Source organism: Citrobacter telavivensis, assembly GCA_009363175.1.
Taxonomy (GTDB): Bacteria; Pseudomonadota; Gammaproteobacteria; order Enterobacterales; family Enterobacteriaceae; genus Citrobacter_A; species Citrobacter_A telavivensis.
Window position 1 is genome coordinate 4824844 of sequence record CP045205.1, and the last position, 17549, is coordinate 4842392.

Sequence of the window (17549 nt, forward strand, 5' to 3'; positions counted from 1 at the left end):
CTTTGCCACTCTTCTATTGAGGTGCAAAGTGTTAAAAAAATGTCTTCCTTTACTGGTGCTGTGCGCAGCGCCTGCCTTCGCAAAACCGGTCCTGACCGTCTATACCTACGACTCGTTCGCCGCTGACTGGGGCCCTGGCCCGGCGGTGAAAAAAGCCTTTGAAGCCGACTGCAACTGTGAGCTGAAACTGGTGGCGCTGGAAGATGGCGTTTCACTCCTCAACCGTCTGCGGATGGAAGGGAAAAACAGCAAAGCCGACGTGGTGCTTGGGCTGGATAACAACCTGCTGGAAGCGGCGACGCAAACCCAGTTGTTCGCGAAAAGCGGTGTCGCCAGCGAGGCGGTCAATGTCCCTGGCGGCTGGAAGAATGACACCTTCGTTCCGTTTGATTACGGCTACTTCGCTTTCGTGTATGACAAAAACAAACTCAAAAACCCACCGAAGAACCTGAAGGAACTGGTCGAGAGCGATCAGAAATGGCGAGTGATTTATCAGGATCCGCGCACCAGTACGCCAGGACTTGGGCTGATGCTGTGGATGCAGAAAGTGTATGGCGATAAAACACCGCAGGCATGGCAGAAACTGGCGGCAAAAACTGTCACCGTCACCAAAGGCTGGAGCGAAGCCTATGGCCTGTTCCTGAAAGGGGAAAGCGATCTGGTGCTGAGCTATACCACCTCTCCGGCGTATCACATCATCGAAGAGAAAAAAGAGAACTACGCGGCGGCCAACTTTAGCGAGGGCCATTACCTGCAGGTGGAAGTTGCCGCGCGTACCGCGGCCAGTAAGCAACCTGAACTGGCGGAAAAGTTTCTCAAATTCATGGTCTCGCCCGCGTTTCAGACTGCAATCCCGACCGGCAACTGGATGTATCCGGTGGTGAATGTCCCCCTGCCCGCCGGGTTCGAACAACTGACTAAACCCGCGACCACGCTGGAGTTCACGCCCGCAGAAGTGGCGGCACAACGTCAGGCATGGATTAGCGAATGGCAACGCGCCGTCAGCCGTTAATTGCTGGCTGGCTGGCTCCCGGCCTTTCCGCCGCCATGCTGATGGTGGCGGTAGCGCTGGCGGCCTTTCTGGCCCTGTGGTTCAACGCGCCGCAGGCGGCATGGTCCTCGCTCTGGCAGGACAGCTACCTGTGGCACGTGGTGCGCTTTTCCTTCTGGCAGGCTTTCCTGTCGGCGGTGCTTTCTGTCGTTCCGGCCATCTTCCTTGCTCGTGCGCTGTACCGACGCCGCTTTCCGGGGCGTCTGGCCCTGCTGCGCCTGTGCGCCATGACGCTAATCCTCCCGGTGCTGGTCGCAGTATTTGGTATTCTCAGCGTCTATGGACGCCAGGGGTGGTTAGCCACGCTCTGGCACATGCTCGGGATGGAGTGGACCTTCTCGCCTTACGGATTGCAGGGCATTCTGCTGGCCCACGTCTTTTTTAATATGCCGATGGCAAGCCGCCTGCTGTTGCAGTCGCTGGAAAATATCCCCGGTGAACAGCGTCAGTTGGCCGCACAATTGGGTATTCGCGGCTGGCAGTTCTTCCGTTTTGTTGAGTGGCCGTGGCTACGCCGCCAGATACCACCGGTCGCCGCGTTGATTTTTATGCTCTGTTTTGCCAGCTTCGCTACCGTCCTGTCGCTGGGCGGCGGGCCGCAGGCGACGACCATCGAACTGGCGATTTATCAGGCGCTGAATTTCGACTACGATCCCGCCCGCGCCGCCATGCTGGCGCTGATCCAGATGGTGTGCTGTCTGGGGCTGATGCTCCTCAGTCAACGATTGAGTAAAGCTATCGCGCCAGGCACCACGCTGGTTCAGGGTTGGTGCGATCCGGACGATCGGCTGTACAGCCGTTTAACCGATGCCTTGCTGATCGGTATCGCGCTTCTGCTGTTGCTCCCCCCCCTGCTGGCCGTGATGGTCGACGGGGTGAATCGCCATCTGTTGGACGTGCTTGCGCAGCCCATTTTGTGGCAGGCGGTGTGGACCTCGCTGCGCATTGCGCTGGCTGCGGGTCTGCTGTGCGTGATCCTGACAATGATGCTGCTGTGGAGCAGTCGCGAACTGCGCGCCCGTCAGCAACTACTGGCAGGACAAGCGCTGGAGCTAAGCGGTATGCTTATTCTCGCGATGCCGGGCATTGTGCTGGCCACCGGTTTCTTCCTGTTGCTCAACAACAGCATCGGCCTGCCGGAGTCCGCAGACGGTATCGTGATTTTCACCAATGCGCTGATGGCCATTCCCTACGCCCTGAAAGTGCTGGAAAACCCGATGCGCGATATTACCGCCCGCTACACGATGCTGTGTCAGTCGCTGGGGGTTGAAGGCTGGCGGCGGCTAAAAATCGTAGAACTGCGGGCATTGAAACGCCCGCTGGCGCAGGCGCTGGCCTTTGCCTGCGTACTGTCTATCGGTGATTTTGGCGTGGTGGCGCTGTTCGGCAACGATGACTTCCGCACCCTACCGTTTTATCTGTATCAGCAAATTGGCTCTTATCGCAGTCAGGACGGCGCCGTCACTGCGCTCTTACTGCTGATCCTGTGCTTTATTTTATTTACCGTTATTGAGACGTTACCGGGGCGAAATGTTAAAACTGACTGATATCACCTGGCTTTATCACCACCTGCCCATGCGCTTTACGCTGTCCGTGGCACGCGGTGAACAGGTGGCAATTCTGGGGCCGAGTGGCGCTGGGAAAAGTACATTGCTGAGTCTGATCGCTGGTTTTCTCACGCCTGCCCGCGGCACCCTGCTGATCGAAGGGGAAGACCACACCACCACGCCGCCGTCACGCCGCCCGGTTTCGATGCTGTTTCAGGAAAATAATCTGTTCAGCCATTTAAACGTTGAGCAAAACATCGGGCTGGGGCTGGATCCCGGACTGAAATTAAGCGCTGAACAGAAAGAGAAGCGCCGGCATATCGCGCAACAAATGGGGATCGAGACGTTGATGGCTCGCCTGCCCGGCGAGCTTTCCGGCGGCCAGCGCCAGCGTGTGGCGCTGGCACGTTGTCTGGTGCGTGAACAGCCGGTTCTGCTGCTGGACGAACCGTTTTCAGCCCTTGACCCCGCCCTGCGCCAGGAGATGCTGACCCTGGTGAGCGATATCTGCCACGCCCGCCAACTGACGCTACTGATGGTTTCACACAGCGTCGAAGATGCGGCGCGCATCGCCCCGCGCTCAGTCGTCGTGGCCGACGGTCGCATCGCGTGGCAGGGCAAAACCAATGAATTGCTGAGCGGTAGAGCCAGCGCCTCAGCGCTGTTGGGGATTAAGGCTAACTGAAAGGTGTTGCTGAAAGGTGTTGCCGGATGGCGCTGACGCTTATCCGGCCTACGAGATACACGCCATCCGCCAGGAATATCACCTATGAGATACACGCCATCCGCCAGGAATATCAGTGTCCCACCACTTTTTGCAGAATATCGATATACACCGGCATCAGCGGGTGGCGGATCAACGTCACCAGCGCGACAATCCCCATCCCCAGCACCATTGGCGCCAGCCAGAGCAGACGTCCTTTTGGCAGGTAGTGGGTTAAACGGTCCGTCGCGGCTTTTCCGCTGCGCCACAGGCGCCAGCACAGCCAGCCGCCAAGCCATAGCAGAACGGCTGTCGCCAGCAGCAGCCACTTAAACTCGCCGCTTTGCATTCCCGCCGGAATATCAATTGCCGCACCGGCCAGAATCCCCGGCAGAAAGTAAAACGGCGGCCAGAGTACGCAACCAATAATATTTGGCGTGATGAATTTCGCCACCGGCAGATCCAGCATCCCGGCGACCATCGGCACCAGCGGGCGCGTCGGTCCGACAAAACGCCCCACAAGAATCGTGAACATACTGTGCTGATGCAGCGCGTGCTCGGTTTTATCCAACAGCGCCTTGTTCTTTTTCATGAACGACCAGCGATGCAGCGGTTTTTTGAAGCGCCAGCCCAGCCAGAACGAGATCCAGTCGCCAAGCAGACAGCCGATAATTCCCGCCAGCCAGGCATGCCAGAAGTTAAGCTCCCCGCTGCCGATCAGGGCACCCAGCCCGGCCATCATTACCGTTCCCGGTAAAATCAACCCCACCAGCGCCAGCGATTCCAGGAAAGCCACCAGCGCCACAGCAATCAAAGAGTACATGGCGGACTGGAGAATGAAATGTTCCAGCAATGCTTGCATAATGCGTCCGTCAGATTTACGAAGCAGGGATTCTGCTAACCCATCCCTGCTTCGTCAAGCCATCAATTGTCTGAATCGTTACAGGTTATGACATCTTTACGGGCACATCATTCACTTTTTCTTCACAACCCGCGCGGAACTCGCTTGGGCTGGCACCGGTACATTTTTTAAAGACGCGGGAGAAATAGAGCTGATCGTCGAACCCGACATTGCGTCCGACGGTGGCAATCGGCATACGTGTCGTACTGAGCAGCAGTTTCGCCTGGCTAATGCGCTGATCCTCACGCCAGCTCAGCACGCTAATGCCCAACTGTTGACGGAACAGGTGCGACAGGCGCGACGGCGACAGGCAGACGTGCTGAGCAACGCTGGCAATATCAAAATGGCTGTCCGCCAGATGATCGCTGATGTACTGACAGGCATCGCGCACGCGGTTATCCATCGGCGGGTGCAGCGACGCATTGATCGCTTCCATACGCCGCAGCAGTAGCTGCTCCAGCAGGTTGATCGCCAGCAGCTCGCAGTAGCGACCTTCCCCCTGTCCGGCGCTGATAATCTGGCCGAACAGTTCATTAAAGTGCGGCTGGTGCACCTCGTCCGGGCGAAAAAAACCGGTCTGCGCAAAGATGGACGGCCAGGTCAACCACTCCTGCCAGTAAGCGCGAGGACGAAAGTAAACCCACTGGTGATACCACTCGCTGGCATCCGGGTGGCGCCCGTAGTGATGAATTTCGCCCGGCGGAAACAGCAAAATATCGCCTGGTCGGCAGACAAACTCTCTGCCGTGATTTTTAATCACCCCTTCCCCCCGAATCGTGAGGTTAAGGATATAGCCTTTCATCCCCAACGGCCTGTCGATAAAAAAATCCAGATATCCGTTGGCATCTATCGGCGTTAAACCAGCAACCAGATGCGCGTTAAACGAGTACCCCGGCAGGAGAGGGTCATTTTGCGGTTCAGCCATAATTTCACGACTCCCGAGGTTCAGTGAGGAAACAAATTGTCCATATTACGCAAGGCGGCATTGTTTGCGCCCTGCCTCGCCACCGCAATGTCATTGGCAGACCATCAATCCCGCGTGTGAAAAGCATTATGTAACAACTCTGCTCGGTGACTGCGACAAAAACGGGTAACAAAAGTGTCTATAACTAGAGCAGAAATGTCCACATTGATTATTTGCACGGCGTCACACTTTGCGATGCCATAGCATTTTAATCCATAAGATTAGCGGATCCTACCTGACGGTTTTTATCCCCACTCACTACTGTTTCTCCATACCCGTATTTCTGGATGGAGTAAGAGGATGGCAATTGCAATTGGCCTCGATTTTGGCAGTGATTCTGTGCGCGCGCTGGCAGTGGAATGCGCCACCGGCGAAGAGATCGCCACCAGCGTTGAGTGGTACCCGCGCTGGCAGGAAGGGCGTTACTGTGACGCGCCGAACAACCGGTTCCGCCATCATCCGCGCGACTACATGGAGTCGATGGAAGCAGCGCTGAAAAGCGTACTGGCTGAACTGAGCGCGGCGCAGCGCGCGGAGGTCGTTGGGATTGGCGTCGACAGTACGGGCTCAACGCCAGCGCCGATTGACGCCGATGGCAACGTGCTGGCGCTCCGGGAAGAGTTCGCGGAAAACCCGAATGCGATGTTCGTCCTGTGGAAAGATCACACATCGGTGGAAGAAGCCGAAGCGATTACCCGTCTGTGCCATACGCCGGGCAAGGTCGATTACTCCCGCTACATCGGCGGCATTTACTCCAGCGAATGGTTTTGGGCAAAGATCCTTCATGTTACCCGCGAAGACAGCGCGATCGCCGAGGCCGCCGTCTCCTGGATTGAACTGTGCGACTGGGTGCCTGCCCTGCTTTCTGGCACCACGCGTCCACAGGATCTCCGCCGGGGTCGCTGTAGCGCCGGGCATAAATCACTGTGGCATGAAAGCTGGGGCGGTCTGCCGCCCGCCGGCTTCTTCGACGAACTCGACCCACTGATTAACCAGCATTTGCAGTATCCCCTGTTCACAGACACGTTCACCGCCGATCTGCCGGTTGGGACATTGTGCGCCGAGTGGGCGCAGCGCCTCGGTCTGCCGGAAAATGTCGTCATCTCCGGTGGCGCGTTCGACTGCCACATGGGTGCCGTCGGCGCGGGTGCGCAGCCCAACGCGCTGGTGAAAGTGATTGGTACCTCAACCTGCGACATCCTGATTGCGGATAAACAAAGCGTCGGCGAGCGCGCCGTGAAAGGCATTTGCGGGCAAGTCGACGGCAGCGTGGTGCCCGGTTTCATCGGTCTGGAGGCGGGGCAATCTGCCTTTGGCGATATCTATGCATGGTTTGGCCGCATTCTCGGCTGGCCGCTGGAGCAACTCGCCGCGCAGCACCCGGAACTGAAAGCGCAGATTAACGCCAGTCAGAAGCAACTGCTGCCGGCATTAACCGAAGCCTGGGCGAAGAACCCGTCGCTGGATCACCTGCCGGTGGTGCTTGACTGGTTTAACGGTCGCCGTACGCCGAACGCAAACCAGCGTCTGAAAGGGGTGATGACCGATCTGAATCTGGCCACAGACGCCCCGGCGATGTTTGGCGGGCTGATCGCGGCGACCGCCTTTGGCGCGCGGGCCATTATGGAATGCTTTACCGAACAAGGCATTGCGGTCAACAACGTGATGGCGCTGGGCGGCATCGCCCGGAAAAACAAAGTCATTATGCAGGCCTGCTGCGATGTGCTGAACCGTCCGCTACAAATCGTCGCCTCCGATCAGTGCTGTGCACTCGGTGCAGCCATCTTCGCCGCCGTGGCGGCCAACGTGTATGCCGATATTCCTGCGGCCCAGCGGAAAATGGCCAGCGCAGTGGAAAACACACTGCAACCTCGCCCCGAACAGGCGCAACGTTTCGAACAGCTCTATCGTCGCTACCAGCAGTGGGCGGTAAGCGCTGAACAACATTATCTTCCGACTGCCACCCCGGTAAATACTGCGCCGGCTGACCAGGCAACCCTGACTCACTAAGGACACGACAATGACTATTTTTGATAACTATGAAGTGTGGTTTGTAATTGGCAGCCAGCACTTGTACGGCCCTGAGACGCTGCGTCAGGTGACTCAGCACGCTGAGCACGTCGTCAAGGCGCTGAATACCGAAGCCAAACTGCCCTGCAAGCTGGTGTTAAAACCGCTGGGGACCACACCGGATGAGATCACCGCCATTTGCCGTGACGCAAACTATGACGAACGCTGTGCGGGTCTGGTGGTCTGGTTGCATACCTTCTCTCCGGCCAAAATGTGGATCAACGGCCTGACGACGCTCAACAAACCTCTGCTGCAATTCCACACCCAGTTCAATGCCGCCCTGCCGTGGGACAGTATCGATATGGACTTTATGAACCTGAACCAGACCGCGCACGGCGGTCGTGAGTTTGGCTTCATCGGCGCGCGTATGCGTCAACAGCACGCGGTCGTAACCGGTCACTGGCAGGACCCACAGGCGCAGCAGCGCATCGGTTCCTGGATGCGCCATGCGGTATCGAAACAGGATACCCGTCATCTGAAAGTGTGCCGCTTTGGCGATAACATGCGTGAAGTGGCGGTCACCGATGGCGATAAAGTCGCCGCGCAGATCAAGTTCGGCTTCTCGGTTAACACCTGGGCGGTCGGCGATCTGGTGCAGGTGGTCAATTCCATCAGCGATGGTGACATCAACGCCCTGATTGATGAATACGAAAGCAGCTATACCCTGACCGCCGCCACTCAGGTTCACGGCGAAAAACGCCAGAACGTGCTGGAAGCAGCGCGGATCGAGTTGGGTATGAAGCGCTTTCTGGAACAGGGTGGCTTCCACGCGTTCACCACCACCTTTGAAGATTTACACGGTCTGAAACAGCTTCCGGGTCTGGCCGTACAGCGTCTGATGCAGCAAGGCTATGGCTTTGCCGGCGAAGGCGACTGGAAAACTGCCGCTCTGCTTCGCATCATGAAAGTGATGTCAACCGGTCTGCAGGGCGGCACCTCTTTTATGGAGGATTACACCTATCACTTCGAAAAAGGCAACGATCTGGTACTCGGCTCCCATATGCTGGAAGTCTGCCCGACCATCGCCGTGGAAGACAAACCGATCCTCGACGTCCAGCATCTCGGCATTGGCGGTAAAGACGCCCCTGCTCGCCTGATCTTCAACACCCAAACCGGTCCGGCGATCGTTGCCAGCCTGATCGACCTCGGCGATCGCTACCGTCTGCTGGTCAACGGCATCGACACCGTGAAGACCCCGCACGCGCTGCCAAAACTGCCCGTCGCGAACGCACTGTGGAAAGCGCAGCCGGATCTACCGACCGCGTCTGAAGCATGGATCCTGGCCGGCGGTGCGCACCATACCGTCTTCAGTCATGCGCTGGATCTGAACGACATGCGTCAGTTCGCCGAAATGCACGATATCGAAATCACCGTGATTGATAACGATACGCGCCTGCCCGCCTTCAAGGACGCGCTGCGCTGGAACGAAGTGTATTACGGCTTTAAACGTTAAGCGAATGGTTGCCTGATGGCGCTTTGCTTATCAGGTCTACCTCTCTGCGTAGGCCTGAAAAGGCGTTTACGCCGTCATCAGGCAGGGAGAAAAACATGCTAGAAAATCTCAAACGTCAGGTGCTGGAAGCGAATCTGGCGCTGCCAACGCACAACCTGGTCACCCTCACCTGGGGGAACGTCAGCGCGGTCGATCGCGAGCGCGGCGTCTTTGTGATCAAACCTTCCGGCGTCGATTACAGCGTAATGACCGCAGAAGATATGGTGGTTGTCAGCATCGCGACAGGGGAAGTGGTTGAAGGTAAGAAAAAGCCGTCGTCCGATACGCCGACGCACCGTCTGCTGTACCAGGCTTTTCCCACTATTGGCGGTATTGTGCATACCCATTCGCGCCACGCGACCATCTGGGCGCAGGCCGGACAGCCCATTCCGGCAACGGGGACCACGCACGCCGACTATTTCTATGGCGCGATTCCCTGCACCCGCAAAATGACCGACAGCGAAATCAACGGCGAGTATGAGTGGGAAACCGGCAACGTAATTGTCGAAACCTTTGCAAAACAGGGCATCGACGCCGCGCAGATGCCAGGGGTGCTGGTGCATTCACACGGCCCCTTCGCGTGGGGGAAAAATGCCGAAGACGCCGTGCATAACGCCATCGTCTTAGAAGAGGTCGCCTATATGGGCATTTTCTGCCGCCAGCTCGCGCCACAGTTACCGGATATGCAGCAAACGCTGCTGGACAAGCATTATCTGCGCAAACACGGGGCTAAAGCCTATTACGGGCAGTAACATGCAATAAGCGCTCGTCAGACCGTTGCGCTTTCCCTTATTATCAGGCTCCATACCCAATGGATTTCGAGTCGCATTGCGATGGCTTTTCCATGAATCCCCAGAAGCATAGATAATATGATGTGACTGGGGTGAACAGAAGAAGCCAACAAAAATGCGGCTTGAACGACGAAGGGAATCTATTCCGCGAATGCGCTTAGCACTCCCCTCACTGGAGCTGGGATATTCAACACATCGTCAGAGTCGCCACATTCCTCATCGTCGTTATCGCTGCCGTGTTTACCTGGAACGCGGTCGCTATTTATCAGTTCAGTCTGGAAGATGAGACGCGACCGACGGACTGCGCAATTGTTGCAGGCGCTGGCGTCGATGGAGGGCGACCGTCACCGGTCTTTGAAGCCAGGCTGGATCACGCCATTTGGCTTTATCAGCAGGGTCTGGTACGCGCGCTGGTGCTAACCGGAGGTTACAGCGCCGGGGCATCCGCTTCCGATGCGGCGATTGCCCGACAATATGTACTGGGAAAAGGCGTTCCTGCCAGGGCGATTTTTATTGAAGAGCACTCTACGATCACTCGCGAAAATATCCGCTATGCGAAGCAAATCCTGCTGCGCCAGCGGTGGCATACCGCGCTATTGGTGAGCGATCCACTGCATATGCGGCGCCTGAAAACGCTCGCCGAAGATGATGGCATTGAGAGTTGGTCATCCCCCACCTCATCAACCCGTTACCAAACCTGGCTGGCGCAAGCGCGTTTTTTACTTCGTGAATCCTTTTACTACAGTGGATACCTCATCCTGCGGCACACGCCTGTACAAAATAACAGTATCCCTGAGTAAACCAGGCTATAATCATGCCTGGTTTTTTTGATGGATACACAGCGTGGCGCAGTCAGGTTTTATCTTAACCCGGCACTGGCGGGATACGTCGCAGGGAACAGAAGTCACCTTCTGGCTGGCAACAGACAGCGGGCCTTTGCAGGTCACGCTTGCGCCACAGGAATCCGTTGCGTTTATCCCCACCGCACATACCGCCCGCGTCACGTCGTTATTGAGTGCTGAAAATGGCTACCGCCTGACGCCGCTTAATCTTAAAGATTTTCATCGTCAGCCGGTTTCGGGTCTTTACTGTCGCTCGCATCGCCAGTTGATGCGTCTGGAAAAGCTGTTGCGTGAGAACGGCGTGACGGTTTATGAAGGCGATGTCCGCCCGCCGGAACGCTATCTGATGGAACGCTTTATCACCTCGCCGGTGTGGGTCGAAGGTGAGACACGCAACGGTGCCATCATTAATGCGCGATTAAAACCCCATCCCGATTATCGCCCGCCGCTCAAGTGGCTTTCTCTGGATATTGAGACCACCCGCCACGGCGAGTTGTACTGCATTGGACTGGAAGGCTGCGGACAGCGCGTTGTCTATATGCTCGGCCCCGAAAATGGCGAGGCGTCGACGCTCGACTTCCAGCTTGAGTACGTCAACAGTCGCCCGCAACTGCTGGAAAAGCTGAACGAGTGGATTGCCCGCCACGATCCCGACCTCATCATTGGCTGGAATCTGGTGCAGTTCGACCTGCGCGTGTTGCAAAAACATGCTGAGCGCTACCGTATCCCGCTGCGTTTTGGCCGCGATAACAGCGAACTCGAATGGCGTGAACACGGTTTTAAAAATGGCGTTTTTTTCGCCCAGGCCAAAGGTCGGCTGATTATTGACGGCATTGAGGCGCTGAAGTCTGCCTTCTGGAATTTCTCGTCATTTTCGCTGGAGACCGTTTCGCAGGAGCTGCTTGGGGAAGGCAAATCGATCGATAATCCGTGGGATCGCATGGATGAAATCGACAGGCGTTTTGCCGAGGATAAACCCGCGCTTGCCATGTATAACCTGAAAGATTGTGAGCTGGTAACGCGAGTCTTTCATAAAACCGAGATCGTACCGTTCCTGTTAGAGCGTTCCACGGTCAACGGATTACCTGTCGATCGCCACGGTGGTTCGGTCGCCGCCTTCGGCCATCTCTATTTTCCGCGTATGCACCGTGCCGGGTACGTCGCGCCGAACCTCGGTGAAATTCCGCCTCACGCCAGCCCCGGCGGTTACGTGATGGATTCACGTCCCGGTTTGTATGATTCCGTGCTGGTGCTGGATTACAAAAGCCTGTACCCCTCGATCATTCGCACCTTTTTGATAGACCCCGTCGGTCTGGTGGAAGGGATGGCGCACCCGGATCCCGAACACAGCACCGAAGGGTTCCTCGACGCCTGGTTCTCGCGGGAAAAACACTGCTTGCCGGAGATCGTGACGAATATCTGGCACGGTCGCGACGACGCCAAGCGGCACGGCAACAAACCGCTTTCTCAGGCGCTGAAGATCATCATGAATGCCTTTTACGGTGTGCTCGGCACGACGGCCTGCCGCTTCTTCGATCCCCGCCTGGCCTCGTCGATCACCATGCGCGGTCACGCGATCATGCGCCAGACCAAAACGCTCATTGAAGCCCAGGGGTATGACGTGATTTATGGTGATACCGACTCCACCTTCGTCTGGCTGAAACGCGCCCACACGGAAGAGGAAGCGGCGAAAATTGGCCGTGCGCTGGTGGAACACGTCAACGCCTGGTGGACGCAGTCGCTACAAGAGAAAAATCTCACCAGCGCGCTGGAACTGGAATATGAAACGCATTTCTGCCGCTTTCTGATGCCCACCATCCGCGGGGCGGATACCGGCAGCAAAAAACGCTATGCGGGCCTGATTCAGGAAGGAGAGCGCCAGCGGATGGTGTTTAAAGGTCTGGAAACCGTGCGCACCGACTGGACGCCGCTGGCGCAACAGTTCCAGCAGGAGTTGTATCTGCGTATTTTTCGTAATGAACCGTATCAGGATTACGTTCGCGACACCATTGATCGACTGATGGCAGGTGAACTGGACGATCGCCTGGTCTATCGCAAGCGCCTGCGTCGACCGTTGAGCGAGTACCAGCGCAACGTCCCACCGCACGTGCGCGCCGCCAGACTGGCTGACGAAGAAAACCTGAAGCGGGGACGTCCGGCGCAGTACCAGAACCGCGGCACTATCCAGTATGTCTGGACCCTGAACGGCCCGGAGCCAAAGGATTATCAACACTCGCCGCTGGATTACGAACACTATCTGACGCGTCAGCTTCAGCCCGTCGCGGAAGGAATTCTTCCCTTCATTGATGATAACTTTGCTACACTACTGACAGGCCAATTAGGGTTATTTTGACGCGTGACGAATCCATCGCCATCCATTACCATAGCGCCCTTTCCATTCCTGGACCCAATTTACCGTTCTGCCATAGCATCTCCCTGGCAGAGGGTGATTATTGCCTGCAATTAAAGAAATAGAGCCGAACAAATATGCCTTTTACACTTGGTCAACGCTGGATCAGCGATACAGAAAGCGAACTGGGACTTGGAACCGTCGTCGCAATGGATGCGCGCACCGTCACTTTACTTTTCCCCTCCACTGGTGAAAACCGTCTGTATGCGCGTAGCGACTCCCCCGTGACCCGCGTGATGTTCAACCCTGGCGATACCATTACCAGCCATGAAGGCTGGCAACTGCAAATCGATGAAGTAAAAGAAGAAAGCGGTTTGCTTGCCTACATTGGTACCCGTCTTGATACCGAAGAAACCGGCGTGACGCTGCGTGAAGTTCTGCTCGACAGTAAACTGGCGTTCAGTAAACCACAGGATCGTCTGTTTGCCGGTCAGATTGACCGCATGGACCGGTTTGCGCTGCGCTATCGCGCGCGTAAATTTCAGAGTGAACAGTACCGTATGCCGTGGAGCGGTCTGCGCGGACAGCGCACCAGTCTGATCCCTCACCAGTTAAACATCGCCCACGACGTGGGGCGTCGTCATGCGCCGCGCGTGCTGTTGGCGGATGAAGTGGGTCTGGGGAAAACCATTGAAGCCGGGATGATCCTGCACCAACAACTGCTGTCCGGCGCGGCAGAACGCGTGCTGGTCATTGTGCCGGAAACTTTACAACATCAGTGGCTGGTCGAAATGCTGCGCCGTTTTAACCTGCGTTTCGCCCTGTTTGACGACGAACGCTACGCCGAAGCACAGCACGATGCGCTGAACCCGTTTGAAACCGAACAGCTGGTTATCTGTTCACTGGATTTCGCCCGCCGCAACAAACAGCGGCTGGAACATCTGTGTGATGCCGAGTGGGATCTGCTGGTTGTCGATGAAGCCCACCACCTTGTCTGGAGCGAAGAGGCACCGAGCCGCGAGTATCTGGCGATTGAACAACTGGCGGAACGTGTGCCAGGCGTACTCTTGCTGACCGCCACCCCGGAACAACTGGGTATGGAAAGCCACTTTGCGCGTCTGCGCCTGCTGGATCCCAACCGCTTCCACGATTTCGAACAATTTGTTGAAGAGCAGAAAAACTATCGTCCGGTGGCCGACGCCGTCGCTATGCTGCTGGCTGGTAACAAACTCAGCAATGAAGAGCTCAACATGCTGGGTGAACTGATCGGCGAGCAGGATATAGAGCCGCTGCTGCAAACCGCCAATAGCGACCGTGACGGTGCGCAGAACGCGCGTCAGGAACTGGTCTCCATGCTGATGGACCGCCACGGCACCAGCCGCGTGCTGTTCCGTAACACCCGTAACGGTGTGAAAGGCTTCCCGAAACGCGAACTGCACACCATTAAGCTGCCGCTGCCGACGCAGTATCAGACTGCTATTAAAGTGTCCGGCATCATGGGGGCCCGCAAAAACGCCGAGGACAGAGCGCGCGATATGCTCTATCCGGAACAAATTTATCAGGAATTTGAAGGCGATACCGGCACCTGGTGGAACTTCGACCCGCGCGTTGAGTGGCTGATGGGCTACCTGACCAGCCATCGCTCGCAGAAAGTGCTGGTGATCTGCGCGAAGGCGACAACCGCCCTGCAACTGGAACAAGTGCTGCGCGAACGTGAAGGTATCCGCGCCGCCGTCTTCCACGAAGGTATGTCAATTATCGAACGCGACCGCGCCGCCGCCTGGTTTGGCGAAGAGGACAGCGGCGCGCAGGTGCTGTTGTGCTCAGAAATTGGCTCAGAAGGACGTAACTTCCAGTTTGCCAGCAACCTGGTGATGTTCGACCTGCCGTTTAACCCGGACCTGCTGGAGCAGCGTATTGGCCGCCTCGACCGTATCGGCCAGGCGCACGATATCCAAATCCATGTCCCATACTTAGAGAAAACCGCCCAGTCGGTGCTGGTTCGCTGGTATCACGAAGGTCTGGACGCGTTCGAACACACCTGCCCGACCGGTCGCGCCATCTATGACATGGTCTACAGCAACCTGATCAACTATCTGGCGGCGCCCGAAGAGACCGACGGCTTTGATGAACTGCTCAAAACCTGTCGCGAACAGCATGAAGCGCTGAAGTTACAACTGGAGCAGGGCCGTGACCGCCTGCTGGAGATCCATTCCAACGGCGGCGAAAAGGCGCAACAACTGGCTGAAAGCATCGAAGAGCAGGATGATGACACTAACCTTATCGCCTTTGCCATGAACCTGTTTGATATCGTGGGGATTAATCAGGACGATCGCGGTGAAAACCTGATTGTGCTGACCCCGTCCGATCACATGCTGGTCCCGGATTTTCCGGGCCTGCCGGAAGACGGCTGCACCATTACCTTTGAGCGTGACGTGGCGCTGTCGCGTGAAGATGCCCAGTTTATTACCTGGGAACACCCGCTGATTCGTAACGGTCTGGACCTCATCCTCTCCGGCGATACTGGCAGCAGCACCATTTCGTTGCTGAAGAACAAAGCCTTGCCGGTTGGAACGCTGCTGCTGGAACTGGTCTATGTCGTTGAGGCGCAGGCGCCGAAACAGCTTCAGCTTAACCGCTTCCTGCCGCCAACGCCGGTACGCATGCTGCTGGATAAAAACGGCAATAACCTCGCCGCGCAGGTAGAGTTTGAAACCTTCAACCGTCAGCTGAGCGCCGTTAACCGCCACACCGGCAGCAAGCTGGTCAACGCGGTGCAACAGGATGTACATGCGATTCTGCAACTGGGTGAGGCGCAGGTTGAGAAGTCTGCCCGCGCCCTGATTGACGCCGCGCGTAATGAAGCGGATGAAAAACTGTCTGGCGAACTGTCGCGCCTGGAAGCGCTGCGCGCCGTCAACCCGAACATACGTGATGACGAACTTGCGGCAATTGAAAGCAACCGTCAGCAGGTGCTGGAAAGCCTCGATCAGGCGGGATGGCGTCTGGATTCACTGCGTCTCATCGTCGTCACGCATCAGTAACGGAGCCGAAAATGGGGATGGAAAACTACAATCCGCCACAGGATCCCTGGCTGGTGATCCTGTATCAGGATGAGCACATAATGGTAGTCAACAAGCCGAGCGGCCTGTTATCTGTGCCGGGGCGTCTTGAGGAACATAAAGACAGCGTGATGACGCGTATTCAACGCGACTATCCGCAGGCAGAATCTGTGCATCGTCTGGATATGGCGACCAGCGGCGTGATTGTAGTAGCCCTCACCAAAGCGGCAGAGCGGGAGTTGAAGCGTCAGTTTCGCGAGCGTGAGCCGAAAAAACAGTATGTGGCGCGGGTATGGGGACATCCCGCGCCCGCAGAGGGGCTGGTGGATTTACCGCTGATCTGCGACTGGCCGAATCGCCCGAAGCAGAAAGTGTGTTATGAAACCGGTAAAGCGGCGCAGACCGAATATGAAGTGGTGGAGTTTGCGGCAGATAACACTGCGCGAGTCGTGTTGAAGCCCATCACCGGACGTTCGCATCAACTGCGCGTCCATATGCTGGCGCTAGGTCATCCGATTCTCGGTGACCGCTTTTATGCGCCACCCGACGCGCTGGCGATGGCCCCCCGACTGCAACTGCATGCCGAGATGCTGACCATCACCCACCCCGCGTACGGCAATAGCATGACGTTTAAAGCGCCGGCAGATTTTTAACAATAATGCCTGATGGCGCTACGCTTATCAGGTCTACGTTTGGGCTTTGTAGGCCGGATAAGACGCGTTGCGTCGCCATCCGGCAAAACCATTATTTAAAGCCTTTCTGTTCTTTGATCAGCTCGTAAGCCTTCTGAATTTCCTGCGCTTTTTGCTTCGCCATCTCCATCATTTCGGGCGGCAGACCTTTCGCCACCAGCTTATCCGGATGGTGCTCGCTCATCTGCTTACGGTAAGCGCGTTTGATGGTGGTCGCATCGTCAGTGGGTTTAACCCCCAGTACGTTGCAGGCGTCTTCCAGCGTCGGGCCACGCTGCGCCTGCTGCCAGCCACCGCCGCCGGACTGCTGCTGATAGCCGCCGCCAAACTGCGCGCCACCCTGCATCATACGCAGGAACTGATCGAACTGAGTACGGGAAATGCCCAGCTCTTCGGCAATCACATACAGCACTTCACGCTCGTTGGGATGCAGCGATCCGTCGGCAAACGCCGCCTGAATCTGAATTTCGAGAAACATACGAATCAGATCGAAACGGCCAAAACAGACGCTACGAAACTGGCGCATTTTTTCGCGTAGCGGGTAATTATCTGATTTTCCGATGCGGAACGCATTTTGCGCAGCCGATCGCGATTCACCGTGCAAATTCATCCGATCCATCAGTACATTAGCGACATGAATATCTGCTTCAGTGACGCGCCCTTTCGATTTGGTTAAGTGCCCCATCACCTCAAAGGTGGTGGCAAAAAACAGCGCCTGACGCTCACGCTGGTTGGCAAACCACGCCATTTTTCGGCTGCGGGCCTTATCGAACATGTGGCCGATCAACAGCCCCAGAACCACGCCCCAAAAGCCGCCGCCCATGAGCAGAGCCATGGCCACGCCAATTATTTTTCCCCAGTACTGCATAGACTCCCCAATTTGTCTCACTCCCGGTGAGGCCAGGTCCCACAAAACAAGCGGCTTTTTACGATCTTCCGGCTACGGTCAATTGTGGGACATCGCCTATAATTTGCATTATCATACCTGTCATTCACAGCCGTGACTAACACCACAGACGCTATAGCGGCAGGATTAACACTAGCGCTACGAACATGAGTAAGTTAGGCTGTGGCGGTTTGTCAC

At 56.7% G+C, this 17549-nt stretch carries 13 protein-coding genes; 10 read left to right on the plus strand and 3 right to left on the minus strand.

Going from position 1 to position 17549, the window contains the following annotated elements; genetic code table 11:
- Window positions 1-28: 28 nt before the first annotated feature.
- Genes GBC03_25500 through thiQ form a run of 3 tightly spaced genes read left to right on the plus strand, consistent with a single transcriptional unit; the run spans window position 29 to window position 3283 of the window.
- On the plus strand, window positions 29-1012 hold the full coding sequence (locus GBC03_25500; GenBank protein ID QFS73323.1) for a thiamine ABC transporter substrate binding subunit: 984 nt from the start codon (window positions 29-31) through the stop codon (window positions 1010-1012).
- Complete coding sequence (gene thiP, locus GBC03_25505; GenBank protein ID QFS73324.1) at window positions 988-2598, plus strand: thiamine/thiamine pyrophosphate ABC transporter permease ThiP; 1611 nt, start codon at window positions 988-990, stop codon at window positions 2596-2598. Before GBC03_25500 ends, thiP begins: the two co-directional genes overlap by 25 nt.
- Window positions 2582-3283, plus strand: coding sequence for a thiamine ABC transporter ATP-binding protein ThiQ (gene thiQ, locus GBC03_25510; protein ID QFS73325.1), 702 nt, complete (start codon window positions 2582-2584; stop codon window positions 3281-3283). The genes thiP and thiQ overlap by 17 nt, the downstream gene beginning before the upstream one ends.
- Window positions 3284-3395: 112 nt before the next feature.
- Here the strand turns inward: thiQ and GBC03_25515 are convergent, their stop codons facing one another.
- Window positions 3396-4163 carry a DedA family protein gene (locus GBC03_25515; GenBank protein ID QFS73326.1) on the minus strand — a complete coding sequence of 256 codons (768 nt, stop codon included), beginning with the start codon at window positions 4161-4163 and terminating at the stop codon, window positions 3396-3398.
- Window positions 4164-4248: 85 nt separating this feature from the next.
- Window positions 4249-5127: an arabinose operon transcriptional regulator AraC gene (araC, locus tag GBC03_25520; protein QFS73327.1), complete on the minus strand. Its 879-nt coding sequence runs from the start codon at window positions 5125-5127 to the stop codon at window positions 4249-4251.
- A gap of 339 nt (window positions 5128-5466) precedes the next feature.
- Here araC and araB point away from each other — a divergent pair, with 339 nt between their 5' ends.
- The 7 genes from araB to rluA all read left to right on the plus strand — a co-directional run bounded on the left by araB (window position 5467) and on the right by rluA (window position 16426).
- On the plus strand, window positions 5467-7176 hold the full coding sequence (araB, locus tag GBC03_25525) for a ribulokinase (protein ID QFS73328.1): 1710 nt from the start codon (window positions 5467-5469) through the stop codon (window positions 7174-7176).
- A gap of 10 nt (window positions 7177-7186) precedes the next feature.
- A complete protein-coding gene (gene araA, locus GBC03_25530) occupies window positions 7187-8689 on the plus strand; it encodes an L-arabinose isomerase (protein QFS73329.1) in 1503 nt (500 codons plus the stop codon).
- Window positions 8690-8784: 95 nt separating this feature from the next.
- Window positions 8785-9480 (plus strand): L-ribulose-5-phosphate 4-epimerase, encoded by a 696-nt coding sequence (araD, locus tag GBC03_25535; protein ID QFS73330.1) that lies wholly within the window; start codon window positions 8785-8787, stop codon window positions 9478-9480.
- 266 nt (window positions 9481-9746) lie between these two features.
- Window positions 9747-10319 (plus strand): YdcF family protein, encoded by a 573-nt coding sequence (locus tag GBC03_25540; GenBank protein QFS73331.1) that lies wholly within the window; start codon window positions 9747-9749, stop codon window positions 10317-10319.
- A gap of 43 nt (window positions 10320-10362) precedes the next feature.
- A complete protein-coding gene (gene polB, locus GBC03_25545; GenBank protein ID QFS73332.1) occupies window positions 10363-12714 on the plus strand; it encodes a DNA polymerase II in 2352 nt (783 codons plus the stop codon).
- 134 nt (window positions 12715-12848) lie between these two features.
- The gene (rapA, locus tag GBC03_25550) at window positions 12849-15755 is read left to right on the plus strand and encodes an RNA polymerase-associated protein RapA (GenBank protein QFS73333.1); all 2907 of its coding nucleotides are present in this window, start codon (window positions 12849-12851) and stop codon (window positions 15753-15755) included.
- Window positions 15756-15766: 11 nt separating this feature from the next.
- Window positions 15767-16426: a bifunctional tRNA pseudouridine(32) synthase/23S rRNA pseudouridine(746) synthase RluA gene (gene rluA / locus GBC03_25555; GenBank protein QFS73334.1), complete on the plus strand. Its 660-nt coding sequence runs from the start codon at window positions 15767-15769 to the stop codon at window positions 16424-16426.
- 91 nt (window positions 16427-16517) lie between these two features.
- On the opposite strand, the gene djlA is transcribed toward rluA, so the two are convergent.
- Window positions 16518-17333, minus strand: coding sequence for a co-chaperone DjlA (djlA, locus tag GBC03_25560; GenBank protein ID QFS73335.1), 816 nt, complete (start codon window positions 17331-17333; stop codon window positions 16518-16520).
- Window positions 17334-17549 lie beyond the last annotated feature (216 nt).